This is a genomic window from Exiguobacterium oxidotolerans JCM 12280, assembly GCF_000702625.1.
Taxonomy (GTDB): Bacteria; Bacillota; Bacilli; order Exiguobacteriales; family Exiguobacteriaceae; genus Exiguobacterium_A; species Exiguobacterium_A oxidotolerans.
In genome coordinates, this window is record NZ_JNIS01000001.1 from 2,533,883 (window position 1) to 2,554,827 (window position 20,945).

At 52.2% G+C, this 20,945-nt stretch carries 33 protein-coding genes; all 33 read left to right on the forward strand.

Annotated elements, in window-relative coordinates:
- Window positions 1–11: 11 nt before the first annotated feature.
- Complete coding sequence (locus P403_RS0112860) at window positions 12–344, forward strand: YopX family protein (protein WP_029333016.1); 333 nt, start codon at window positions 12–14, stop codon at window positions 342–344.
- Window positions 341–1,336, forward strand: coding sequence for a hypothetical protein (locus P403_RS0112865; protein ID WP_029333017.1), 996 nt, complete (start codon window positions 341–343; stop codon window positions 1,334–1,336). Before P403_RS0112860 ends, P403_RS0112865 begins: the two co-directional genes overlap by 4 nt.
- Window positions 1,337–1,389: 53 nt before the next feature.
- On the forward strand, window positions 1,390–1,656 hold the full coding sequence (locus P403_RS0112870) for a hypothetical protein (RefSeq protein WP_152638921.1): 267 nt from the start codon (window positions 1,390–1,392) through the stop codon (window positions 1,654–1,656).
- 172 nt (window positions 1,657–1,828) lie between these two features.
- Window positions 1,829–2,089, forward strand: a complete 261-nt coding sequence (locus P403_RS0112875) for a hypothetical protein (protein WP_029333019.1) — start codon at window positions 1,829–1,831, stop codon at window positions 2,087–2,089.
- A 132-nt stretch (window positions 2,090–2,221) separates the two neighbouring features.
- Window positions 2,222–2,476: a hypothetical protein gene (locus P403_RS0112880; RefSeq protein WP_029333020.1), complete on the forward strand. Its 255-nt coding sequence runs from the start codon at window positions 2,222–2,224 to the stop codon at window positions 2,474–2,476.
- Window positions 2,477–2,502: 26 nt separating this feature from the next.
- Window positions 2,503–3,018 (forward strand): Holliday junction resolvase RecU, encoded by a 516-nt coding sequence (locus P403_RS16310; RefSeq protein WP_051667399.1) that lies wholly within the window; start codon window positions 2,503–2,505, stop codon window positions 3,016–3,018.
- A 13-nt stretch (window positions 3,019–3,031) separates the two neighbouring features.
- On the forward strand, window positions 3,032–3,259 hold the full coding sequence (locus P403_RS0112890; protein ID WP_029333022.1) for a hypothetical protein: 228 nt from the start codon (window positions 3,032–3,034) through the stop codon (window positions 3,257–3,259).
- Between the two features lie 56 nt (window positions 3,260–3,315).
- On the forward strand, window positions 3,316–3,693 hold the full coding sequence (locus tag P403_RS0112895; RefSeq protein WP_029333023.1) for a hypothetical protein: 378 nt from the start codon (window positions 3,316–3,318) through the stop codon (window positions 3,691–3,693).
- Window positions 3,690–4,226 carry a dUTP diphosphatase gene (locus P403_RS0112900; RefSeq protein ID WP_029333024.1) on the forward strand — a complete coding sequence of 179 codons (537 nt, stop codon included), beginning with the start codon at window positions 3,690–3,692 and terminating at the stop codon, window positions 4,224–4,226. Before P403_RS0112895 ends, P403_RS0112900 begins: the two co-directional genes overlap by 4 nt.
- Window positions 4,226–4,669, forward strand: a complete 444-nt coding sequence (locus tag P403_RS0112905; RefSeq protein WP_029333025.1) for a hypothetical protein — start codon at window positions 4,226–4,228, stop codon at window positions 4,667–4,669. The genes P403_RS0112900 and P403_RS0112905 overlap by 1 nt, the downstream gene beginning before the upstream one ends.
- Window positions 4,670–4,727: 58 nt before the next feature.
- A complete protein-coding gene (locus P403_RS0112910) occupies window positions 4,728–4,952 on the forward strand; it encodes a hypothetical protein (RefSeq protein ID WP_029333026.1) in 225 nt (74 codons plus the stop codon).
- Window positions 4,953–5,016: 64 nt separating this feature from the next.
- Window positions 5,017–5,307 carry a hypothetical protein gene (locus tag P403_RS16520; RefSeq protein WP_051667401.1) on the forward strand — a complete coding sequence of 97 codons (291 nt, stop codon included), beginning with the start codon at window positions 5,017–5,019 and terminating at the stop codon, window positions 5,305–5,307.
- Between the two features lie 10 nt (window positions 5,308–5,317).
- Window positions 5,318–5,797 carry a helix-turn-helix domain-containing protein gene (locus tag P403_RS16115; protein WP_051667403.1) on the forward strand — a complete coding sequence of 160 codons (480 nt, stop codon included), beginning with the start codon at window positions 5,318–5,320 and terminating at the stop codon, window positions 5,795–5,797.
- A complete protein-coding gene (locus tag P403_RS0112920) occupies window positions 5,794–6,183 on the forward strand; it encodes a hypothetical protein (protein WP_029333027.1) in 390 nt (129 codons plus the stop codon). Before P403_RS16115 ends, P403_RS0112920 begins: the two co-directional genes overlap by 4 nt.
- Before the next feature lie 15 nt (window positions 6,184–6,198).
- Window positions 6,199–6,465 (forward strand): helix-turn-helix domain-containing protein, encoded by a 267-nt coding sequence (locus P403_RS0112925; protein WP_029333028.1) that lies wholly within the window; start codon window positions 6,199–6,201, stop codon window positions 6,463–6,465.
- Between the two features lie 767 nt (window positions 6,466–7,232).
- Complete coding sequence (locus tag P403_RS0112940; RefSeq protein ID WP_029333030.1) at window positions 7,233–7,502, forward strand: hypothetical protein; 270 nt, start codon at window positions 7,233–7,235, stop codon at window positions 7,500–7,502.
- 105 nt (window positions 7,503–7,607) lie between these two features.
- A complete protein-coding gene (locus P403_RS0112945) occupies window positions 7,608–8,033 on the forward strand; it encodes a terminase small subunit (protein ID WP_034801232.1) in 426 nt (141 codons plus the stop codon).
- The gene (locus P403_RS0112950; protein ID WP_051667405.1) at window positions 8,030–9,301 is read left to right on the forward strand and encodes a PBSX family phage terminase large subunit; all 1,272 of its coding nucleotides are present in this window, start codon (window positions 8,030–8,032) and stop codon (window positions 9,299–9,301) included. Before P403_RS0112945 ends, P403_RS0112950 begins: the two co-directional genes overlap by 4 nt.
- 10 nt (window positions 9,302–9,311) lie before the next feature.
- Window positions 9,312–10,697 (forward strand): phage portal protein, encoded by a 1,386-nt coding sequence (locus P403_RS0112955; RefSeq protein WP_051667406.1) that lies wholly within the window; start codon window positions 9,312–9,314, stop codon window positions 10,695–10,697.
- Window positions 10,698–10,701: 4 nt separating this feature from the next.
- Complete coding sequence (locus tag P403_RS0112960; RefSeq protein ID WP_029333034.1) at window positions 10,702–11,631, forward strand: phage minor head protein; 930 nt, start codon at window positions 10,702–10,704, stop codon at window positions 11,629–11,631.
- A 5-nt stretch (window positions 11,632–11,636) separates the two neighbouring features.
- Window positions 11,637–11,777, forward strand: coding sequence for a hypothetical protein (locus P403_RS16615; protein ID WP_160167782.1), 141 nt, complete (start codon window positions 11,637–11,639; stop codon window positions 11,775–11,777).
- Window positions 11,778–11,849: 72 nt separating this feature from the next.
- Window positions 11,850–12,482: a capsid assembly scaffolding protein Gp46 family protein gene (locus P403_RS16320; RefSeq protein WP_029333035.1), complete on the forward strand. Its 633-nt coding sequence runs from the start codon at window positions 11,850–11,852 to the stop codon at window positions 12,480–12,482.
- A 19-nt stretch (window positions 12,483–12,501) separates the two neighbouring features.
- Window positions 12,502–13,266 (forward strand): phage major capsid protein, encoded by a 765-nt coding sequence (locus tag P403_RS0112975; protein WP_029333036.1) that lies wholly within the window; start codon window positions 12,502–12,504, stop codon window positions 13,264–13,266.
- Window positions 13,267–13,279: 13 nt separating this feature from the next.
- Window positions 13,280–13,558 carry a Rho termination factor N-terminal domain-containing protein gene (locus tag P403_RS16325; protein ID WP_051667408.1) on the forward strand — a complete coding sequence of 93 codons (279 nt, stop codon included), beginning with the start codon at window positions 13,280–13,282 and terminating at the stop codon, window positions 13,556–13,558.
- A gap of 4 nt (window positions 13,559–13,562) precedes the next feature.
- Window positions 13,563–13,907, forward strand: a complete 345-nt coding sequence (locus tag P403_RS0112985) for a head-tail connector protein (protein WP_029333037.1) — start codon at window positions 13,563–13,565, stop codon at window positions 13,905–13,907.
- Complete coding sequence (locus P403_RS0112990; RefSeq protein ID WP_029333038.1) at window positions 13,900–14,223, forward strand: phage head closure protein; 324 nt, start codon at window positions 13,900–13,902, stop codon at window positions 14,221–14,223. The genes P403_RS0112985 and P403_RS0112990 overlap by 8 nt, the downstream gene beginning before the upstream one ends.
- Window positions 14,223–14,570 (forward strand): HK97-gp10 family putative phage morphogenesis protein, encoded by a 348-nt coding sequence (locus P403_RS0112995; RefSeq protein ID WP_051667409.1) that lies wholly within the window; start codon window positions 14,223–14,225, stop codon window positions 14,568–14,570. Before P403_RS0112990 ends, P403_RS0112995 begins: the two co-directional genes overlap by 1 nt.
- Window positions 14,567–14,983, forward strand: a complete 417-nt coding sequence (locus P403_RS0113000) for a DUF3168 domain-containing protein (protein ID WP_084157671.1) — start codon at window positions 14,567–14,569, stop codon at window positions 14,981–14,983. The genes P403_RS0112995 and P403_RS0113000 overlap by 4 nt, the downstream gene beginning before the upstream one ends.
- A 2-nt stretch (window positions 14,984–14,985) precedes the next feature.
- Complete coding sequence (locus P403_RS0113005) at window positions 14,986–15,396, forward strand: phage tail tube protein (protein ID WP_051667413.1); 411 nt, start codon at window positions 14,986–14,988, stop codon at window positions 15,394–15,396.
- 80 nt (window positions 15,397–15,476) lie between these two features.
- Window positions 15,477–15,860, forward strand: coding sequence for a hypothetical protein (locus tag P403_RS0113010; RefSeq protein WP_029333042.1), 384 nt, complete (start codon window positions 15,477–15,479; stop codon window positions 15,858–15,860).
- 11 nt (window positions 15,861–15,871) lie between these two features.
- Window positions 15,872–16,165, forward strand: coding sequence for a hypothetical protein (locus P403_RS0113015; RefSeq protein ID WP_152638922.1), 294 nt, complete (start codon window positions 15,872–15,874; stop codon window positions 16,163–16,165).
- A 19-nt stretch (window positions 16,166–16,184) separates the two neighbouring features.
- Window positions 16,185–20,114 (forward strand): phage tail tape measure protein, encoded by a 3,930-nt coding sequence (locus tag P403_RS16130; protein WP_034801237.1) that lies wholly within the window; start codon window positions 16,185–16,187, stop codon window positions 20,112–20,114.
- Window positions 20,114–20,944, forward strand: a complete 831-nt coding sequence (locus P403_RS0113025) for a phage tail family protein (RefSeq protein WP_029333044.1) — start codon at window positions 20,114–20,116, stop codon at window positions 20,942–20,944. Before P403_RS16130 ends, P403_RS0113025 begins: the two co-directional genes overlap by 1 nt.
- Window position 20,945: the final 1 nt, after the last annotated feature.

Below are 20,945 nucleotides of genomic sequence, written 5' to 3' on the forward strand. Positions count from 1 at the left end.
GGGGAGAAACAATGCGCGAGATCAAGTTTCGAGCATGGGACAAGGTATATGAACATTTCCACGAAGATGACCTCATTCGTGAGTATGTACTGGGTGAGTTTATTGATAATCCGGAATACGACGTGACGCAATACACCGGAATCAAAGATAAGAACGGCGTTGAGATTTTCGAAGGCGATGTTTTGAAGTGGGATGAATCGGAATGGGGCTCACCTTACAACGAGTTAGTTGAATGGGATTACGATCAGTTCCATATCAGATTGGGTGATTGGTCTGAATGGTGCGAAGTCGTCGGCAACATCTACGAACATCCGCACCTTCTCGAACAGGAGGACCCGTCATGACACGCGAGCTGATCCTCAAACGTTACGAACGCGGCATGACCGCCGCACAGATTGCCGCCGTCGACAACTTAACACTGGCGCACGTGGAGGAAGTCATTTTCTCCAGTGGCGTGCAGCCGGTAAAGCGGAAGCAAGGGAAAGATGCGCAGGTAGGTACCATCACCGATGAAGAATTATTGCTTCGTATAAAAGACGGAGATACACGGTATGCCATAGAACGCGACTTGAATATGACGCCAGGTACATTAATCAGCAGGTTCAAGCGCGTTTCTAAGCAGATTGATGAAAGTGAGTTGCGAGCGGAAGAAGAGCGGAAAAACCAAGCGATGGCTAACTGGGCGCGCGAAGGGAAGACGTTGATCGAGATTCGGCAATTGGCGAAAACGAACTACCGGATGGTGAAACAAGTTCTTGAATCGTACGGACTTTACCAAGAAGTCGTGAACAACTCACAACCGGAACCGGTAGAAAAAGAACCTTCCCAAAAAACTTTGGAAATCGAACAACGAAGCGAACGCCTTATGGTTTACGCGAAAGAGGGGCTGACGCGTCAGCAAATCGCAACGGAATTAGGCATTAGTGCTAGTTACGTGGGGAAACTAGCCCGTGAACTTGGGGTGGAACTAAGCAAGCCTAAAGCGGCGAACAAAAGTAAAAAGAAGGTTGTTGAAAATAAAGAAGCTGCGAAAGAGACGGACGTTGACCAACCATCGCTCGCCGCCCAAGAAGTCGCCGTCACGACGGAAAGCGACGGATTCGCAGAGAACTACACGATCGCCCATCTCGCAAAGGAGGAAGTAGACATGACAGAAGCCATCGCAGAAGTGAAGCAGGAGACGGAAGAACGGGACATCCGCAACGACAAGTGGGTCCATTTCGTCGCCAATCAGATTGAGAACGCACGGGTCAAGACGAAGTTCGATGTGGTCGATCGTGGCGGTAAACTCGTCAAACAGACGGAAGTCCGTTTTGTCATCGAGGAAGTCCTATGAACCCATCGCCGCGTGAACTGAAACGCCGTCGGCGCACGGCACTGACGCTCTACATGGACGACCGACCGCTTCACTACATCGCGAACGCACTCGACATGACGGAGGCGGGCGTATACGAACTGCTTGAACAAACGGGCGCGAAGAATATCCAGTACGAAGGAGCCGGCACGCCTGACCCATTACTGGAGGCGCCGACGATGCCAAAAAAGTTGAAGACGTACGAGGAGCTGCTGATCGAGAACATGCAACTGCGCAACGAGAACTCGCGGCTACGTCGTCTCCACGCATGCGACGCAAACCCAGTCCTCGCTCGAAACTGACGCCACCGATCGGCACACGGGTCAGCAAACGGGCTAGGGGTGAGACGCGACGGGACAAGGTCATCGCCTCGTACAATGGATCCGGCTGGAAGTTACTCGCCATCTACGAAGAGGACTTACCCTACGCGACAATCTATGCACTCATATTCGAATACCAAGGAGGTTCGGGTCTATGAAAATGACGAAGGTCAAGCAATTTAAACAGTTGATGGATTACCTGGAGCAGTACGGCGGGCGGATCGTCCTCAAGCGGGGCGACCTGCAGCTGTCCCTCGCAAGCAAGCTCGACGTCTACAACCTACGCAAAGGGACGCACCGGGAACTGACATGGCGCGACGCACTCAATTATTACCGGCTCGAAGGATGGACACCGGTCATCAGCACACTGGAATGCCGGGAGACGCAGACACGGCGCTACGTGGGGGCACCATGAAGCGCCGTGTCTGCTGAGAGGCAAGACACTGTACCGGATTGAGAAGGACACAGGAGAGACACAGCGCGTCTGGCAATACGGTGATTTCATCGCCTACGAATACGAGGAATTACGAAAGGTTGGGTGGCAAGAATGGCGCGGGTATCGCAACAAGCAGGCAAGCAATTCGAGATGACGAACTGTGAGGGAGTGAACGAGATGAACGACAAGGAGAGAGCGTGGTCTTTTGAAAAGCAATTGGATGAGATGAGAAAAAAGAGTTCTGTTTGGTACAACCAAAATTGCGTGTTGCTTGAAGCGCTATCTTTTCATGCTAAAAACGGCGGTATGACCGAAGAAAAAATCACGAAACTTTTGAAAGATGTGGAAGAGATAAATTTTTGGTAACGATGAATCGGAACGGGGTGGAGTGAATGGCGCGTGCAGCACAACAAGCAGGCAAGCAATTCGAAATGATGATCGAACAGGCGAATCACGTGTACAAGCTGCAAGGCAAGGCGCTCGTATTCAAGAGTGAGCCGAGTGTGAAGACAATCCGCGGGCAGGCAGGCAAGATCGTCAAGACCATCTACGCCGAAGCGAACGGACTGGACTACTTCGGGACGATTGACGGGGGCAAAGGCATCTTCTTCGAAGCCAAGCAGACGAAAGGCAAGAGCTTTCCGCTGAAGAACATCAAGCCGCACCAAGTGGAGACGATGCGCACGCTCGACAGGCTCCAAACGACCACCTTCCTGCTCGTTCGATTCAGTGACATAGGCAAGATGTACCTGCTACCGCCGGACGCCTTCCTGAGCGCGTGGGATGGCTGGACGAAATACAGCAACCGGGCGAGCATCCCACTGGCGACGTTCGAGGCACACGGGACGGAGATCGCGGCGACGAATGGATGCGCGGTGGATTGGTTGGATGCGGTGCAAACAAATTAAGGGAGTGCGAACGATGGCTAAAATTATACCACTCAGAAAAGTAGATTCCGTTCACAACCTACTGCATGAACTGCTTAAGATGGCTGATAACGGCGAACTCGATAACGTCATAATTGCATTTAACCACAAAAATGGAGAAGTGCACACTGGATGGCACAACTTGGATTACAGCCAACGGCAGACGTTGATTTCTCACCAACAAATGGATGTTGTAAAAACCATGATCGACGAAAATTATTAACCAGGAAAACGAACTCATCACCCCGTCAATCAGCTAGATGACTAGGAGGCATCATCATGGAAACGACCAAACTCACGTTACCGATCGAGACGGACGAGCAGTTCATCGCCCTGTATCTCGACTACAAGCGAACGAAACTATCTCATCAAGCCTACGGGAATTCCATCGGGCTGGACGTGCGTGACTTATGGCGCAAGGTCTCGATTGGAGAATACCTGTATAAGAATCGTAAAAAGACGCGCAAGACGAACGTTTCTCGGACCTTGACGGACGACGAGTTGTACGAGAAGTACATCCTTGACGACCTGACGCAAGAGGAAATCGCCTACGAATGCAACGTGAGCCCGGCGACGGTGCATCACTGGCTGAAGGTAGCCGAAATCAAGAAGTACCGCGACGAAAATCCCACACATAGAAGGAGCCGACACATATGACGTACCAAGAACCGCAACCGCTCATTATCAGCTTCCAGACACTCCAAGACATCTGTGCCAAGCAAGTCGTCCTTGACCGCCACATCTGCGAAGACAAGGGCATCACGCCGCACGAGTTCCAATACGAGTTGCATACAAAACGCGAAATCTCCCTCCTCGTCGAAGCCGGCGAGATGATCAACGAGACGAAGACGTTCAAGTATTGGTCGAACAAGCGCATGGATCCGGAGAAGGTGCTCGAGGAAGCGATTGACTGGCTGCACTTTTATTGCTCCCTGCTCATGACGGACTACAAGGAAAACCAGCACGCCCATCAGTACGACTTAGCCATCTTCGACCGGCAGTCCTACGAACGGCAGGACGAGACGCTCGACGCCCTCTACCTGCAAATGTTCCAGGGGCAACGCAAACACCACATGCTCGCGGCGTGGTCGCTGATCTTGGAGCGACTGGGCTACACGGAGACGGACATCATCGGGATGTACGAGCAGAAAAACGCACGTAACTACGTTCGAATCATGGAGGGGTATTGATGCAGGAGCGGCTATTCGAGACACGACTGGATAAGGGGCAACGCAAGGCAGCGGGCAAGCACTTGAAAGAGTATTTCACGCTTCCAAGCCGTATCGCCAGCAAGACCGCGATGGCAGAGCTTGCCGCGACGAAGATGACGCCGGGGTACGTGCCGAGTGAGGTCCAGACGCACCAGGCGCCGAGCAGTAAGGTCGAGCGGTACGCGATGGCAAAGAGTGAAATTGAAGTCCTTGCGATGCGGTTGAACATCCTGCACCGGATTTACGTCGAGTTGATTGATGACCAACAGCGTGAGTTGTGGGACTTGTTGTACGATCCGAAGTTTTACCGCACGGACGAGGCGGTCATGCAGATGATGAAGATTTACAGCACGAACACGTACTACGGCATCAAGCACAAGTTGCTCGGCATCATTCACGACCATTTCGGAGACGGGTACTGAGGGGCATGCGCTCCTCGGCGCTTGTCGGGATAAAAAGTAAATTTTAAGGGGTGGAAAAATGAACATGTTTTCACTGGTACAAAGAAAAATTAAGACAGACGAATCGGTAAAAGGTGAAATTATAACAATGCGGGTGAGACCGGATATGTATTTCAACTTCACGAACATCAAAACAAGCGGTAATGATGATTCTAAACCCAAGACAACGCATGATTTCCAACGTGCTTTGAGTAAAGCACTTCAAGCATTTGACGATGTTATGGAAAAAGAAATGGGCGATTGATCAACCGATAAAACCTTGATTTCGATGGATGAACGGGGAGGCAACTCCCCACTGGAGGGATATGATGCAGGACGGACAGTACGCCGCGACCTATACGCGGGATCAGGAACGGATTTTCGGACAGTTGGACGTCGAGGGCGATGCGCTTCACTTCACGTCATGGGGCAAACACCGCAAGAACAGCGAATACCTGCAACGGGGGCACGTCGTTAGTCGCTCACGCGTTTGGGTGATGCAAGGGGATGTCGAGGTACACGGCGCATGGGACGACGCACAGGAGGCGCGTTTCGAGGCAATCCGGCGGAACATGGAACGGGAGATCGCACAGGGGGATTTTCAGGAGAAGTTATTTTAGGAGGGAGCACATGGGGAAGATAGCACAAACGGAACATCCACGCATCCTACAGCTGTGGCGGCAAGGCATGCACCAACGGGACATCGCGGCACGGTACGACGTCAGCACCATCACGATCTACCGCATCATCCGGGCGAGCAACGGAGGCACGACACGAGGCAAGCACGTCCCATCACCCGGCTACAAGATGCTGTGGCGGCTCTACATCACGGAGTCCTATCGTCAAGTGGACATCGCGGTACGATATGGCGTCAGCCCGACGACCGTCAAACGTTGGCTCGGCAAGGCAGGGATCGTGAAGTCATGGGAGCAACGCGTGCACGAGCGACGTAAGGTACAGCCACCGGACGAGGACACGCTCTATACGTTGTACATCCTTGACGACCTCACGGCAAAGGTGATTGGATCACGGTACGGAGTCAGCCAGTCTGTGGTCTATCGGTGGTTGGATGAGGCGGAACTAAAAAAGCACAAGGAGGCAACGGGATGAAACAAAGAGCCAAAAAACGAAAACGTCTCAAATTAGCAGAAAAACAGATTCGTAGCGTGAAAGTGGGTTATGTGTCGCGGCGTCAAATCAATAAGATGGCAAAGGATCTTATTCGCCTTGAGGACAAAAAACGAATGATAATTGACCCCGTTAGGATTTTTGAAGCGTTTAAAAGTTTTGCACGTAAAGTGGTTGAAACGATTAAAGCCATATACGAGTCAGTTGTCAAAAAAGTGCGCACAGTATTTGACGAATATCACGAAATAAAAAAACAGCGTCATGCAATTAAATATAATCCACCGCTTAGAACGATGATTCCCACTAATGTCGTGCACCAAGCAAATACGGGTTCGAGCGGGTTTATGATTCATCGTCAGAAGCGATAAGGGAGAGAGTTAGATATGACAAAAGACAAACAGTGGAAATCGTTAAAACGCGAATTTGAATCACTAGATGAAAAGGATTTGATTGAAATCGATTTAGTCGTCGAGGTGGTGAAACGTCGTAAAGAAAAAAGGCTATCACAACGAGATTTGGCAGAACTTACAGGATTGAAGCAGTCGTCCATTGCAAGAATCGAGCGTGATATCGTCATGCCAAAGTTAAATACATTCATCAAAATCGCAACAGCATTAGAATTGGAACTAGAACTTGTATCGAAGAAGTAAAGATGATTTTGTTCGGGCGTCCTTCGGGGCGTCTTTTTAGGTGAAGGAAAAATGAAGGAATTGGAGAGGAATAGCACGTTTTTCTGCGGTATGCTTGTACTGTACAAATCCACACCGGATAAGCGCCGGGTCATCCATCCCTTGCATGACACCACGTTTATCCCTTGCCAACAGCGCATGACGCAGCCACACACATAGCAAAGACTTCCGGGTCGTCGTAATAGGGCGGAGTGGTCGTGCGTTGTTTGCAGGATAAGCTAGAGCAATGTATGTAGTAACACTATTGGCGTAGTTATATGGATTGCGTGAATTTGTCCGAGCACCTGCCTTAGCGTAAAGGAAATAGAAACCGTCTGCCGTGGTGTCAGGCGGTTTTTTCGTGTCTTGCAACCAGTGGGTACCGCCCATTGCTTGGAGTACACGAAAGGAGCAAGGCACATGTCCAAACTGAAACTGCATGACCGCGTGAAGACGACGTACAATAATTTGCCGAACCGTAGTGGTGTGATCACCACGTTGTTTAGTGATACAGCGATTATCTGCTTTGAGGATTGCGATGGACGTAGGAAAAACGAGAGTCATATGGTGTACCGCTTGGCGTTGGACAGGGGCGAGCCTCCTGGAGTGAAGGAATAAGAGGGGGAATTGAACATGAATAACGATAAAATCAGTGGTTTTTTAGCCGTCATCATCTTAGGGTGTGGAGCGGCGTTATTAATGGCGTTAACAGCTAAAGCGATTATGTGGCTGTTTTAAGGAGGGATTATATGTTTTGGTCTGAGGTTATTATGTTGTCTATCGGGATGGTTGTGAGTATATTTTTGGGAATTGCAATAGGAAGCGAAGGTTCGATGAAAAGGCAAGTCGTCCGCAAGGGGAAACGTATTTATACTCGATTTGTTTTTAGTGAGTGCCAACATAAATTCGCGTTGAGCATAAATGAAAATTTAGACGATATTAAAAACGTCTACGAAGTGGTTGATATTGAATATTCTTCAAACGAGAAAGGTTTTTCTGCGTTGATTATAATGAAATGACGCCCTAACCGGCGTCTTTTTTTATGCCTTGCAACGAGCCGATGGGGATCGTCCTAGTCGGTTGGCTGGAGAGCATAAGAGAGAGGGGGTGAGGAAGTGGCAAGGATGACACCGAAGCAACAATTGTTTTGTGATGAGTATTTGGTTGACTTAAACGCGACACAGGCGGCGATACGGGCTGGGTATAGTGAAAAGACAGCGAAACAAACAGGAGTGGAAAACCTATCAAAACCTGTCATTCGCACTTACTTGGATGAACGATTAGCGAAGAAGACCACGGGACTCATCGCCTCTCAAGACGACGTCCTGCGGCTTCTGACGGGTATCATCGCAGGGGAAGAAGAAGGGACAGCGCTCGTGGGCATCGGTCAAGGTGCTCAACGAGTATCGCAAGTGCCACCGACCAACGCCGAAAAGATTCGCGCTGCCGAAATCCTCGGCAAGTATTACAAGTTGTTCACGGATCGCCAAGAGGTGCAGGTGACGGGCGCTGTCCAGTTCATTGATGACATTGGTGGCGAGGGTGGATGACGAAACAGATTCGCTTATCGGAATTGTTACCGAAAGCATTTCACGATAGCTGGAAAGCGGCAATCAATCCAAGTATCCTCAACATCATCGAAAAAGGAGGTCGCGGGTCCGGTAAGTCTTCGGACATCGCCATCATCATGACGCAATTGCTCATGCGCTATCCCGTTAATGCAATCGGCATTCGTAAGATTGACAACACAATCGAGCTATCCATCTTTGAGCAGATGAAATGGGCCATTGAACTATCGAACGTGAGCCATCTGTTCAAGGTCAACAAGTCACCGATGCGGATTACTTATACCCCGCGTGGGAACTACATGGTGTTTCGCGGGGCGCAGGAACCAGAGCGAATCAAGTCTTTAAAGTCTGCGAACTTCCCGTTTGCGTTTGGTTGGGTGGAAGAAGCCGCTGAATTCAAAACAGAAGACGAAATCACGACCATCACCAACTCTTTACTGCGTGGCGAATTAGGAAACGGATTGTTCTATAAATTCTTCTTCTCCTATAACCCGCCGAAACGAAAGCAGTCATGGGTCAATAAGAAGTATGAGAGCGTCCTACAGCCCGCTAACACGTTCGTCCATGCTTCGACATACCTCGATAACCCGCACATCTCGAAGCAGTTCATCGAGGAAGCGGAGGCGATGAAAGCACGCAATCCGCTCCGCTACCGCTGGGAATATCTCGGGGAACCGATTGGTTCGGGTGTCGTGCCGTTCACGAACCTCATGTTCCGCACGATCACGGACGACGAATACCGCGTGTTCGACAACATCAAGTATGGCTTGGACTGGGGATATGCGACGGACCCAGCATCGGTCGTGGCGTGGCATTTTGATAAACGCAAGCGCGTCCTGTATGCCGTCGGGGAAATCTATGGCGTCAAGATCAGTAACCGGCAACTCGCGGACATGATTCGCATGAAGGGATGGGACAGTGAGACCATCATCGCGGATAGCAGTGAGCCGAAATCCATCGCGGAACTACGGGAACTCGGCATAAGACGCATCATCGGTGCGAAGAAAGGTCCAGGTAGCGTGGAGCATGGCGAGAAGTGGCTCGACGAACTGACTGCCATCGTCATTGACCCGCAACGCACGCCGAACATTGCCCGCGAGTTCGAGAGCATCGACTACAAGACGGATCGTGACGGCAACGTCCTGCCTCGACTGGAGGACAAGGACAACCATACGATCGATAGCACACGATACGCCCTAGAGGGCGATATGACATTGACGACGTTCGGGGCATCCGTGCGTCTGTACTAGGAGGTAAGACATGGAGACGGCATTTCAAGAGTATATGCAACGATTCGAGGAAGATGATTTCGACGGGGCACTGGTCGCAGAACTCATCGAAGTATTCGGACCACGCCGCACGCACATGAAAGCGATGTATGAGCGGTACAAGGCAAATGGCAAGTTTATCCCGGCGATGACGAAAGAGTTGCCGATTCAGACGGCGTTCGACAGCCGCGTCGCAGGGGACTACATCAGTGAAGCGGTCGATTTAAAGATTGGGTATTTCGCAGGTGTCCCGATTGCCTACAGCTATGACAGCGAGATGCCGGAAGCAGAAGCGGCGAATGATGTACTCAAACGGTTTAATCGCTTGAATCGCATCCAAGACCTCGACAGCGAGACGGCAAAGTGGTCGGCTATCACAGGCTATGGTGTCCGCTTGCTCTACATCGATGAGGAATTACGCGAACGGGTCATGAACGTCCCGTCATATGACTGCATCTTCATCGGGGAACTGACAGAGCCAACCGCTGGTCTGCGCATGTATCAAGACGGTGAGGACTTGAAAGTCGACGTCTACACGGCACAGCGGATCGTGACGTTTCTTGAGACGGATGGCGAATACACGCCAGTCGAGGACGAGCTGAACGTATTTCAAGCCGTCCCGCTCATCGGCTACCCGAACAATTCGGAGTTGCAGGGCGATTGCGATAAGGTGTTGCCGATCATCGACGGCATCGACGAGGTGTTATCAAACTCGCTGTCAGAAGACACGGCACAACGCTTGGCATACATGGCGTTCGAAGGTGGACAAATTTCATCGGAAGACTTGACAGAAGCGCGGGCGAATGGGGCGTTCATGGTCCCGGCAGGTGGCAAGGTCTACTTCATCACGAAGGACATCAACGACACAGCGCGGCAGAATCTACTCACGCATCTTGTCAGCGACTTCTATCGCTTTACGAAGACACCGAACTTACGGGACGAGGCATTCACAGGCAATTCCAGTGGCGTCGCGCTCAAGTTTCAACTATTCCCGTTCAATGCCAAAGTCACGACATTCCAGCGGAAATTCGAGAGTGGGACATTACAGATGTTCACGGCGCTCGCTAACGTATGGGGATTACGTGGGAATGCGTTCGATCCGCTGAACGTGTACCTCGAGTTCACGGAAAACTTCCCGCTCGACCTACTCAACGAGGCGCAAGTGCAACAGACGCTCGCTGGACTGGTATCGGAAGAGACGCGACTCGGTCTATTCTCTGCCATTGACAACCCGAAAGAGGAACTCGAACAGATGCAGCAGGAACAACAAGACAAGGCATTCATGGGGTCAAATGAGATTGACACAAATCAAGACACGACGGATGACGCGGTACCCGATGCACCTGTTGATGCCGCCAGTCAATTCGTGACGGAGTGATGCCATGTTGCAGCCGAAACAAGCACCCTTCGCACCGACGGAGAAACAAATCGAGCAACGCATCAAAGTCCTGTACCGTGACGCCTATCGTGACATACAACGCACCATCGCCACGATGTACGAGCAATACAGCCGCGACGGGGAACTGTCCTTAGCGGACATGACTCGGTACAACCGCTTGAGCAACGTTGAGCGGGAACTGGCACAACTGTTAAGCCAACTCTATATCAACAACAAGCGGTATCTCTACGAGACATTAGAGGCCGCTTATTTGCATGGGTATTTCGAGCAGCAATACAAACTCGAGATGGCAGCGCAACAAGCCCTTGGCTCCGGTGGCGTCAATGAAAAGGCAGTCCAAGCGATGATTGCGGAATCACTGACGGGACTCGTCCTCGACGAACGACTGGGCGAGAATCAACGACTTGCGGTCAATCAGATGCGGCAAGCGTTGTCCTATTCACTCGTACAGGGTGAGAGCTACGTCAAGGCGGCGAAACGCATCAAGGAGACGCTCGGCAAAGACCAAGCGCGCTCGGTACTCGTCGCATGGACAGAGACACACCGCGCCTACGAGACCGCTTCCCACGACTCGCGGGAACAAGCGAAAGCGGACGGTCTGGTATTTGAGACGGCATGGCTCGCGACACTCGACAAGCGGACACGGCAACGGCACCGCGCAATGGATGGCAAGACACAAGACGCGGACGGCTACTTCTCGCTACCCGGTGGGTCAAAGGGACGTTACCCTGGTGATCCGATGCTTGGGGCGAGTGACGTCATCCGATGCCGCTGTACGACCGTGACCAACTTCGTTGACCGATTGCCCGGCAGTCGCCGTGGGCGCTCGGAATACGACGATGCACGCAGTCCAAATGACCTATTCAATGGCAAGACGACATACAAAGACTGGTACGCGTCGAGATTGGAGTGATTCGCATGGAAGAGCAGGAACGACCCGACGATTTTGTTTACACGCCCACGCAGATGGAAGAGGGCAAGTCACTGACGATCCGTCGCCTGTATGTGCGGCGTGAGAACGGTGAAGCAGTACCGGAAGAAGATACACCACCTGAATAACAATACGTGAGGGTGTCACGTCTGCAACTTTCGAGGGGCGGAGGACGCGGCAAACTCGATAGGAGAGTACACATGGAAAACCAAGCAGAAGAAACAGTCGAAACGCAAGAGGAAACACCGAACCTGGAACAACCACCACATGAAACGCCAGCTGAATCGGTGGCACTCACACCCGAAATCGAGCAGATGATCGCGAAGATGGTCCAAAGCGAGACGGATAAAGTCCGGACAGGCTACACGAAGAAGCTGAAAGAATCGCAAGCTGAACTCGACAAACTGAAGACCTCGCAAATGAGTGAATCAGAGAAATACGAGTATGAGCGTGCGAAAGTGGAGCAGGAAAAAGCAGAATGGGCGGCAGAGAAAGAGCGTCAGGAACTCGAACTTAAACGAGCGACGAACAAACACTACGCGGCCCGCGTCATTGCAACGAAAAGCATCCCGGCTGACCTCGCAGAATCATTTGAGACGCTTATCATGGACGACGACCCGCAAGCCATCGACGCAAAAGCAGACACGATTTTGGCACTCGCGGAAACACTGGCGGCGAAGAAGGTCGAGGAACAACTCGGCGGTCGCAATCCGAAGCACCGGAGTCCAAGTACCCTCACCAAAAAGTCCATCGCAGAAATGTCATATGGCGAACGCGTTGCCTTGCAAGAGAGCGACCCTGCCGCGTATGAAGCACTCAAAAATAAAAAATGACGAAAGAAGGTCCTAACACATGGCACTCACAACATCAGCAAACCTCATCAAAGGTCGAATCTTCGCCGAAGGAGTAATGGCGAAACTGGTAAACAAATTGGTACTTGATCCAATCGTACGCGAAGATACATTGCCAGCAAGCGAAAAAGGCGACGAAGTATCACTTCCGAAATACGCATACATCGGTGACGCCATCAAAATGATCGAAGGGACGCCACTCGTTCCTGCGTTACTCTCGCAAAGCATGGCGAAGGTTCCAATCAACCAATACGGTAAGGCAGTAGAAATTACTGACCGCGCTTTGAATTCGGGTATCGGTGATCCAATCGGGGAAGCAGAGGACCAAGTTGTCCTCGCGATTCAATCGAAAATGCAAGTCGACAAGTTCGCGGCACTCGACACAGCGACAGCGACGGAAACGGTGGCTGCCATCAACAACGCTGGAGTAGCAAAAATCGTTGCAAAGTTCGGTGAAGACCAAGAAGGCACGTTGTACCTCTACGTCAACCCGACAGACTGGGCAAGCGCGCTTTCGACGGACATCAACTTCGGGAAACTCATCAAAGAAGTCTATGACGTGGAGTTTGTGCCATCAAACCGTGTTGCTGCCGGTACAGTTTACGCTGTTAAAGACGAAGCGCTCGGTGTCTTCCTACAATCTGACGTCGATGTCGAGACAGACCGTGACATCCTCGTGAAATCGACAGTCCTTGCAGCCGATACGTTCGCGGCAGTCTACCTCCGTGACGAATCAAAAGCGGTAAAAGTCACAATCACACCATAAGGAGTGAAACAAAATGTTATTACGACGACACAAGCAGATGCGTGCGAAAGAGATTGAGCACGATGAAATAGACGAGCAAGAACGCGAAGATTTAGAGGGAACAGATGAAGTGGTCTTGGGTAATGATGAGTCAGATCAAGACCTTCCGGACGAAGTGGAAGAATCTTCTGAACTTGTAGACCTCCACGATTTCACTGTCGCGGAATTGAAAGAACAAGCGAAAGAACGCGGGTTAGAAGGATACAGCGACTTGAAGAAAGCGGAATTGGTCGAACTCCTCGAAGGGGAGTGACTGGATGACGACAGACCAAGTCAAAGCACTCCTCAACATCAAAGGGACGGCTCACGATGCGTATATCGACGCCGTCCTGCCTTTGTTCGTGGAGTTTACCTATGACCGCTTGTTGCTAGCAGAGACGGTCGAACTATCCGCACAGGTCAAGTTACAACTGGCGAAAGCTGTACAGATGTATGCCATCAAGGCGGGCGTCCTCTCGCAATCGAGTGGGAGTGTCTCGTTTAACTACGATCAAGTGGACGTATTCAAATGGTACGGCACAGAACTCGACAACGTGATCAGTGGCGGTTCGGGAAGGTTCCGCTTTGTGCCGATGTCGGGCGAGGTGACGAAACGTGTTTGATTTCAGACCGCATGAGATTGCACTCGTCTTCCCGTCTACTGGTGGGAGCTATGACGAGGCAGGGAGTTACATTCCGGGAGACAGCCCACCAGACGAGGTCATCGATGCCCATGTCGACGTGTTGAGCGGCAGTGAGTATGAGCGTGCCCAAAAGGTGGCGGCAGATACGAACGTCATCATCTACATCGATTATCGGGACGACCTCGACGAGCGCATCAAGGTACGGCACAAGGGCAAGACGTACAGCGTATCTGCCTTGATTTCGCAAGGTGGACTGGACGAGACACTCGCTCTGTACGCCAAGGAGGTGGAGTGATGGCTAATATTCGGGTGGATGTCGACATTTCCCGCGCGCTTAGTCGCCTTCGCAACTATGATAATGCGACCAAGAATAAGGTCAAAGTAGCGGTGCAAGCCTCGACGATGGCGATTGAGAGCGGTGCGAAACGACTGGCGCCTGTCGACACGGGGCAATTACGGTCGAGTATCAAAGGCAAGGTATCGGGTGGTGGGTATGAGGGGAACGTGACACCGACCGTTGAACATGCACCATTCGTGGAGTATGGGACGCGGAAAATGCCAGCGCAACCCTACATGCTACCCGCTGCTGAAGAAGAAGCACCTGTCTTTAACGCCGCGATTCGCCGGGCGGTGATGGAATGAATGGCATCTTATACGAATTACAGGTGGCGCTCTTGATGCGACTCAAGGCACTGGTCGGTGTACCGGTGTTCGATTACGTCGCTAAAGGGACTGCCTTGCCGTACGTCACGATCGGTGAATATACAGGCGTGCTGTTTGACGCAAAAGATTTTGACGGGCTCGAGCCGACGGTCACGCTCCATGCGTGGTCGGAAGCAAAGGGGAAAGCGGAAGCGATGAAACTACTCGCGAAGATGGAGGATGCCTTGCGCGATCCGTTACCACTGCGTGAAGGACATTCGGTAATCGTGCAGCGCCCCGAATTTCAGACAGTCTTACAAGAAGGTACGAATATCACATCATACAGCGGAGATGTGAACACCTATCATGGCGTTCTGCGTGTCCGCTTTAAAATTATTAAGGGAGTGATTTGATCATGGCACGAGGAATCGACTTTTTAATCATGGTAAACACAGGCACGTCGGAAGTTCCGGCTTACACGAAGGTCGGCGGACAGCGCGGCGGTACGATCAACTTCGAGACAGACACGATCGACCTCACGTCGAAAGATAGCGATGGTTGGTCATTCGAAGATTACGGCATCTCATCGTGGAACATCGAAGGTGACGGGATCTTCACGGAAGACGACACGACGCACGACGCACTCATCAACGCATTCATGAACAAGGAATCCTTGCTCGTCCGGTACAAGTACCCAAGCGGCAAAGCCTACGAAGGGTCAGTCATCGTCACAGAGTTTCCGATCGAAGCACCATACGATGATGTCGCGACGTACAGCGTGACACTCCAAGGGCAAGGCGCACCACTCAAAGTGCCAGCAGAATAACAACGACATACGGCGGTAGGGCAACTTACCGCCTTTTTTTTGTTGCATCACATACGCGAAAGCGAAAGGGGAACGACACAATGGCAACGATCCAACTCAACGGAAAAGAATACGAATTACATTTCAAGAACCGCGAACTCGATTTACTCGAAGAAACGACCGGACAATCGATGGAACAGTTTTTCGGGGAAGAACTCGCAAGCGGAAAAGTCAAGCCGATGTATACGCTTTTGCTGATTCTACTCAAGCGTCATGCGGACTTCGCATTGATGCCGCGTGAAGCCTTCCTCGACATCTTGGACGATGCTTTTGAAAGCGGCCTCGAGTTCGAACAAATCGGGGAAGCCATCAACGCGACGGTCGAGAAATCGGTTTTTATGAAGCAAGCACAGGCGAAATTACAAGCGCAGGAACTGGCGAAAGTGGCAAGCAAACCGAAAGCAAAACCAAAAGCGGTCAAGTAAACCACTACACGTTGATGCGGGACTGCATCCGTTATGCCGGCATAACACCAGCGGACTACTGGGACATGACGTACCGGGAGACGCTCATCACGCTCGAAGCGGCTGCTGAACGGCGGCTTGATCGATACGAGGACGAAGCGTCTTTCGCCATCATGAAACGGGTCGCGGACAACAAGAAGAACTTGAAACGGGACGATCTCTTCAAGCGCCCGAAACAAGGCAACTATGAAAAGAAAATCGTCACACTCGCAGAAAAACGCAACGAATTAGATTCACTGACAGCCGAACTCGGTTGGCTCCAGTGAGTAGGAAGGGGGAAACCTCATGGCGATGCAAGACATAACAGTACGGATTGCCGCCGACCTACGGGACTTTGCCAACGGCATGAACGAAGTACAAAGCCGCATGTCCAACATGGGACAGAAGCTATCGAGTACCGGTACAGCGATGGCGACGACGTTCGGGGCGGCAGGTGGTGCGATTGCGGCAGGACTCGGACTCGCAGTCAACAAGTCGATGGACTTCGAGGCGCAAGTCAGTCGGGTCGGGGCGATCTCGGGTGCGACAGGCAGTGAGCTCCAAGCCTTACGCGACTCTGCGCTCCAACTCGGGGCGTCCACGTCGAAATCCGCATCTGAAGTAGCGGTCGGGCAAGAAGCACTCGCTGCACTCGGCATGACTGCGACGGAAGTCGTCAGTGCGATGCCAGGTGTCATCAGTGCCGCTGAATCATCCGGTGCAGACATGGCACAGACGGCGGAAGTCATGGCGTCCGCGTTGAATATCTTCGGACTCGAGGCGTCTGAATCCTCGCGGGTTGCAGACATCTTGGCACAGACGGCGAACCAATCCGCCGCAGATATTGGGGATATGGGGTACGCGCTCAAATATGCAGGACCAGTCGCCGCGAACCTCGGCGTATCAATGGAAGAGTTATCCGCCTCCATCGGAATCATGACCAACGCTGGACTTGACGGATCGTCAGCAGGTACCGCATTACGTGCAGGACTCTTGTCACTCTTAAAACCGTCGAACGCGAATCAGAAGGTCATGGACAGTCTAGGGCTTTCGATGACGGATGCCAACGGGAAGTTTATCGGCTTAAAAGGCGTCGTCGAACAGCTGAACGGCTCGATGGACGGTATGACCAACGCACAGAAGACCGCAACACTCGCCTCACTCGTCGGGACGGAAGCCTCGTCCGGATTCCTTGCGCTCATGGCAGCAGGACCAGGCGAAATCGATAAGATGACGACCTCGCTCGAGAACAGCGGTGGGGCTTCAGCAACAGCGGCAGCGGCCATGAAAGATAACCTCAAAGGCGCGCTCGAAGAACTCGGTGGTGCGTTCGAGACGGCACAAATCACCATCGGGACGGCGTTGACACCCGCGATTCAAACAGTCGTCGCTGTCCTGCAAGGCTTGATGGACAAATTCAATGGATTGTCTCCTTCGATGCAATCCTTCATCGCAACGGGCGCCGCTGTCACAGCAGGCGTTCTTTTGCTCGTGGCAGGACTCGGGGGCATCCTCGTCGTCGCCGGGGCAGTCGCCTCTGGTATCGCGGCACTCGGGGGAGCGGCAGCCATCTTAGCTGGCGCACTCGCGGTCATCACGTCACCCGTCACCCTCGTCATTGCAGGACTCGTCGCCTTAGGTGCGGCATTCGTCGTGCTTTACAACAAATCGGAAACATTCCGGGCAGGCGTCACCTCGACATGGGAAGCAATCAAGTCGGCAGCGATGTCGGTCTTTAACTTCATCAAGCCATTCGTGATGCAAGCGATGGACGCCGTCGGTGCCTTCATCGGGCAGAAACTCGCGGAAATCAAAACGTTTTGGGACGAGAACGGGACGCAAATCCTCCAAGCAGTCACGAATGCGTGGAACATGATTAAAACAGCGATCTCGACCGCCATCGCGTTCCTTGCGCCGATTTTTCAAGCGGGCTTTATGGTCATCGTCTCCGTCGTCAAATCGACATGGGATGCCATTAAAAACGTCATCAATGGCGCGCTCGACATCATCAAGGGTGTCGTCAAAGTCTTCACAGGTGCGTTCACAGGCGACTTCTCGCTGATGTGGTCAGGCATCAAGCAAATCTTTACCGGTGCCCTGCAATTGATTTGGGGCGTCGTCAATCTGTACCTCGTCGGGAAGTTACTCGGACCACTCAAGACGTTCGCTTCGATGGGGAAAAGCGTCATCACAGGCGCCTGGTCCGCCATAAAGTCGGTCTTCACGAGTTCGCTCTCCGCGATTCGTTCGGGTGTCGCTTCGGGATTCAACGCGGCGAAGTCCGTCATCACGGGGGCGATGAGTAGCATTCGTTCTGCCGTTTCGTCGGCATGGTCGGCAGTCAAGTCGTCCATCTCGTCAGCAGTCGGTTCGATTAAGTCCAGCATCTCGTCCGGGTTCTCGACAGCGAAGTCCATTGTTTCAAACGCGATGTCTGCGATCAAGTCCGTCATCTCCAGTGTATGGAGTGCGGTCAAGTCCGTCATCTCATCCGCAATGTCCGCGATCAAGTCGGTCATCTCGTCCGGGTTCAACGCGGCGAAATCGGTCGTCTCGAGCGTCATCAATGCCATCAAGTCGGTCATTACGAATGGATTTAACAATGCCAAGTCCGCTGTGCAGACGGCAACGAACGCCATCAAAGCACTCGTCACAGGTGATTTCAACGCGTTAAAAGGTATCGTGTCAGGCGCGATGTCGAACGTAAAGAACGCCATCGTCAACGGCTGGAATTCCGCGAAGTCCTTCCTATCCGGTATCAATTTATCCGGCATCGGTAAGAACATCATTCAAGGGTTGATTAACGGGATTGGTTCGATGGCAGGTGCGGTTGCGTCGAAGATTAGTTCGATCGCTGACGGCATCAAGTCGAAAATCACGGGTGCCCTCGGCATCCACTCGCCGTCCCGCTGGATGAAAGACAACGTCGGGAAGCACATTCCGTCTGGTATCGCAGTCGGGATGCAAGCAAATGCGAAAGCGGCGACAGCAGCGGCAGCGAAACTGACGAAATCGATCACGGAACAGATGAAGAACGCAGAAGTGAAGTTTGACACGAAGAAACTCAGTGCTAGTGCCTACATCGCAGAGTTACGCAAAATTGATGCGGCGCATAAACTGACAGGCGACCAACAACGCAAGCTCAACAGCGAAATCTACGCCGCGCAACAAGTCGTCAAGAAACAGAACGCGGAAGCGCTGAAAGATAAATCGGACTTTTACAAAAAGCTCGACAGCATCAACGACTCGTTTGTTGAGAAATCGAAGAAGGTCGCCTCTGACCTGAAAGCGACGGAAGCGAAGTTGACGGCAGATTTTAACAAAGAGTTCGCAGACCGGAAGCGAAGCATCATGAACTTTACCTCGTTGTTCGACACGGTCGAAAAGAAAGCCATCGATCCGGCGGCAATGGTCAACGGATTGAAGACGCAGGTCGCAGCCATCAAGACATACAACAAATCCATCGAGGACCTGCGTGCGAAAGGCCTCTCGGATAAGTTGATGGATGAACTGCAAGCACAAGGCCCGAGTGGTGCGGCGGAACTGGAAGCGTTGACGAAACTCAACAGCGAACAGCTCGCCCAGTACCAGCATTACTACAACGCGAAACGTCAGCTCGCGCAAGAACAGGCGAAGAAAGAAACGGCGGACGAAAAAGCCGAACTCGCGGCGAAGGTCAAGGCAGAGGAAATGAAAGCGAAAGTGACCGTCCTCGGCTACCGCAACGAATGGATGAAACAGATTGCGGCACTCAAGTCCGCGACAGTCAAATCGACCGGCGGTCTCTCGCCCGGCATGAAAGACGCAGGGAAGCAAGCCATCGCCGGCATGATCAAAGGGATGGACAGTATGAAAGGTCCGCTCGCAAGTGCTGCGGAGCAACTCGCTAAACTTGTTGCCGCGACGACGAAGAAGACGCTCAATATCCACTCGCCGTCACGCGTCATGGAAGCCCTCGGCGGCTTTACAGGCGAAGGGATGGCAAACGGGATCGCGAAGTCACGCTCGCTCGTCGAAAAAGCGGTCCACTCGCTTTCGTCCGCCGCACAAGCAGGCGTCGCTATTCAAGCACAAACCAATGGCACGTATGCCCTTGAGACGACAGGCACACCGATCTATGTCGAGAACGTGATGATGATGGACGGTCGGGAAATCGGACGCGTCGTCCAGCCGTACGTCGACCAAGGACAGCAGAGTAAAACGCAAATCAAGTCGTACTTCGGGGGGAATCGCTAATGTTTTTGACAATCGAGACGCTCGAGGGACAGACCTACAAGTTGGATGACGACAAATACCGCATCCATACGCTCGATTTTAAAGTGTCATCCCCGGAGTACAATCACCAATCCGACAACATCGAAGGGCGCGACGGACAGATTGACCTCGGGAGCAGCTACAAGAAGCGGAAATTGACCGCAGAACTGTACCTCAAGGCGTCGAGCATGGCATCATATGCGCTCTACCGGGACCAAGTCTTCAAATTGTTTAAATCGAAAAAAGCATTTTACATCACCGAATCACGCACGCCGTGGAAACGATGGCTCGTCAAGGTGACGAATAGCTTTGAACTCGACCAGACACGCATTTATGGGGTGTTTACGGTCGAAATGGAGACAAGTGGCTTACCGTACGTCGAGAGTCGAGCGACGACACAACAACCGCTCGTCTGGATGGACAATGGATGGTTTTGGGGTGCCGGCATTTCGTGGGGCGACGGCATGGATCAATACAATGTCGTCAATGACACGGAGTTCGTCATCCCGAACTATGGGGACGTCGTCGTCGACCCGCGTCAGATGGGCCTCGTGATTCGCTTTAACGGGGCATCGAGTAACTTGACACTGACCAACCTTACGACAGGTGAGACGTTTGTCTATTACGGCACGACGGGAGCGAGTGACACCTTGGTCTTAGATGGTGTCCGCGTCCTTAAAAACGACATCAGCGTCGTCCGACAGACGAATTATGGTCTGTTGACGATGGCGATTGGCAACAATGATTTTCTCGTCGAGGGTGTGCTTGGGAACTTCACGCTCTCGTTCGAGTTTCGATTTTATTACCTCTAGG

Bases quoted from the DNA above. Each gene is read 5' to 3' on its own strand.
- P403_RS0112860 (WP_029333016.1), top strand. From the start codon at position 12: ATGCGCGAGATCAAGTTTCGAGCATGGGACAAGGTATATGAACATTTC.
- P403_RS0112865 (WP_029333017.1), top strand. From the start codon at position 341: ATGACACGCGAGCTGATCCTCAAACGTTACGAACGCGGCATGACCGCC.
- P403_RS0112870 (WP_152638921.1), top strand. From the start codon at position 1,390: ATGGACGACCGACCGCTTCACTACATCGCGAACGCACTCGACATGACG.
- P403_RS0112875 (WP_029333019.1), top strand. From the start codon at position 1,829: ATGAAAATGACGAAGGTCAAGCAATTTAAACAGTTGATGGATTACCTG.
- P403_RS0112880 (WP_029333020.1), top strand. From the start codon at position 2,222: ATGGCGCGGGTATCGCAACAAGCAGGCAAGCAATTCGAGATGACGAAC.
- P403_RS16310 (WP_051667399.1), top strand. From the start codon at position 2,503: ATGGCGCGTGCAGCACAACAAGCAGGCAAGCAATTCGAAATGATGATC.
- P403_RS0112890 (WP_029333022.1), top strand. From the start codon at position 3,032: ATGGCTAAAATTATACCACTCAGAAAAGTAGATTCCGTTCACAACCTA.
- P403_RS0112895 (WP_029333023.1), top strand. From the start codon at position 3,316: ATGGAAACGACCAAACTCACGTTACCGATCGAGACGGACGAGCAGTTC.
- P403_RS0112900 (WP_029333024.1), top strand. From the start codon at position 3,690: ATGACGTACCAAGAACCGCAACCGCTCATTATCAGCTTCCAGACACTC.
- P403_RS0112905 (WP_029333025.1), top strand. From the start codon at position 4,226: ATGCAGGAGCGGCTATTCGAGACACGACTGGATAAGGGGCAACGCAAG.
- P403_RS0112910 (WP_029333026.1), top strand. From the start codon at position 4,728: ATGAACATGTTTTCACTGGTACAAAGAAAAATTAAGACAGACGAATCG.
- P403_RS16520 (WP_051667401.1), top strand. From the start codon at position 5,017: ATGCAGGACGGACAGTACGCCGCGACCTATACGCGGGATCAGGAACGG.
- P403_RS16115 (WP_051667403.1), top strand. From the start codon at position 5,318: ATGGGGAAGATAGCACAAACGGAACATCCACGCATCCTACAGCTGTGG.
- P403_RS0112920 (WP_029333027.1), top strand. From the start codon at position 5,794: ATGAAACAAAGAGCCAAAAAACGAAAACGTCTCAAATTAGCAGAAAAA.
- P403_RS0112925 (WP_029333028.1), top strand. From the start codon at position 6,199: ATGACAAAAGACAAACAGTGGAAATCGTTAAAACGCGAATTTGAATCA.
- P403_RS0112940 (WP_029333030.1), top strand. From the start codon at position 7,233: ATGTTTTGGTCTGAGGTTATTATGTTGTCTATCGGGATGGTTGTGAGT.
- P403_RS0112945 (WP_034801232.1), top strand. From the start codon at position 7,608: ATGACACCGAAGCAACAATTGTTTTGTGATGAGTATTTGGTTGACTTA.
- P403_RS0112950 (WP_051667405.1), top strand. From the start codon at position 8,030: ATGACGAAACAGATTCGCTTATCGGAATTGTTACCGAAAGCATTTCAC.
- P403_RS0112955 (WP_051667406.1), top strand. From the start codon at position 9,312: ATGGAGACGGCATTTCAAGAGTATATGCAACGATTCGAGGAAGATGAT.
- P403_RS0112960 (WP_029333034.1), top strand. From the start codon at position 10,702: ATGTTGCAGCCGAAACAAGCACCCTTCGCACCGACGGAGAAACAAATC.
- P403_RS16615 (WP_160167782.1), top strand. From the start codon at position 11,637: ATGGAAGAGCAGGAACGACCCGACGATTTTGTTTACACGCCCACGCAG.
- P403_RS16320 (WP_029333035.1), top strand. From the start codon at position 11,850: ATGGAAAACCAAGCAGAAGAAACAGTCGAAACGCAAGAGGAAACACCG.
- P403_RS0112975 (WP_029333036.1), top strand. From the start codon at position 12,502: ATGGCACTCACAACATCAGCAAACCTCATCAAAGGTCGAATCTTCGCC.
- P403_RS16325 (WP_051667408.1), top strand. From the start codon at position 13,280: ATGTTATTACGACGACACAAGCAGATGCGTGCGAAAGAGATTGAGCAC.
- P403_RS0112985 (WP_029333037.1), top strand. From the start codon at position 13,563: ATGACGACAGACCAAGTCAAAGCACTCCTCAACATCAAAGGGACGGCT.
- P403_RS0112995 (WP_051667409.1), top strand. From the start codon at position 14,223: ATGGCTAATATTCGGGTGGATGTCGACATTTCCCGCGCGCTTAGTCGC.
- P403_RS0113000 (WP_084157671.1), top strand. From the start codon at position 14,567: ATGAATGGCATCTTATACGAATTACAGGTGGCGCTCTTGATGCGACTC.
- P403_RS0113005 (WP_051667413.1), top strand. From the start codon at position 14,986: ATGGCACGAGGAATCGACTTTTTAATCATGGTAAACACAGGCACGTCG.
- P403_RS0113010 (WP_029333042.1), top strand. From the start codon at position 15,477: ATGGCAACGATCCAACTCAACGGAAAAGAATACGAATTACATTTCAAG.
- P403_RS16130 (WP_034801237.1), top strand. From the start codon at position 16,185: ATGGCGATGCAAGACATAACAGTACGGATTGCCGCCGACCTACGGGAC.
- P403_RS0113025 (WP_029333044.1), top strand. From the start codon at position 20,114: ATGTTTTTGACAATCGAGACGCTCGAGGGACAGACCTACAAGTTGGAT.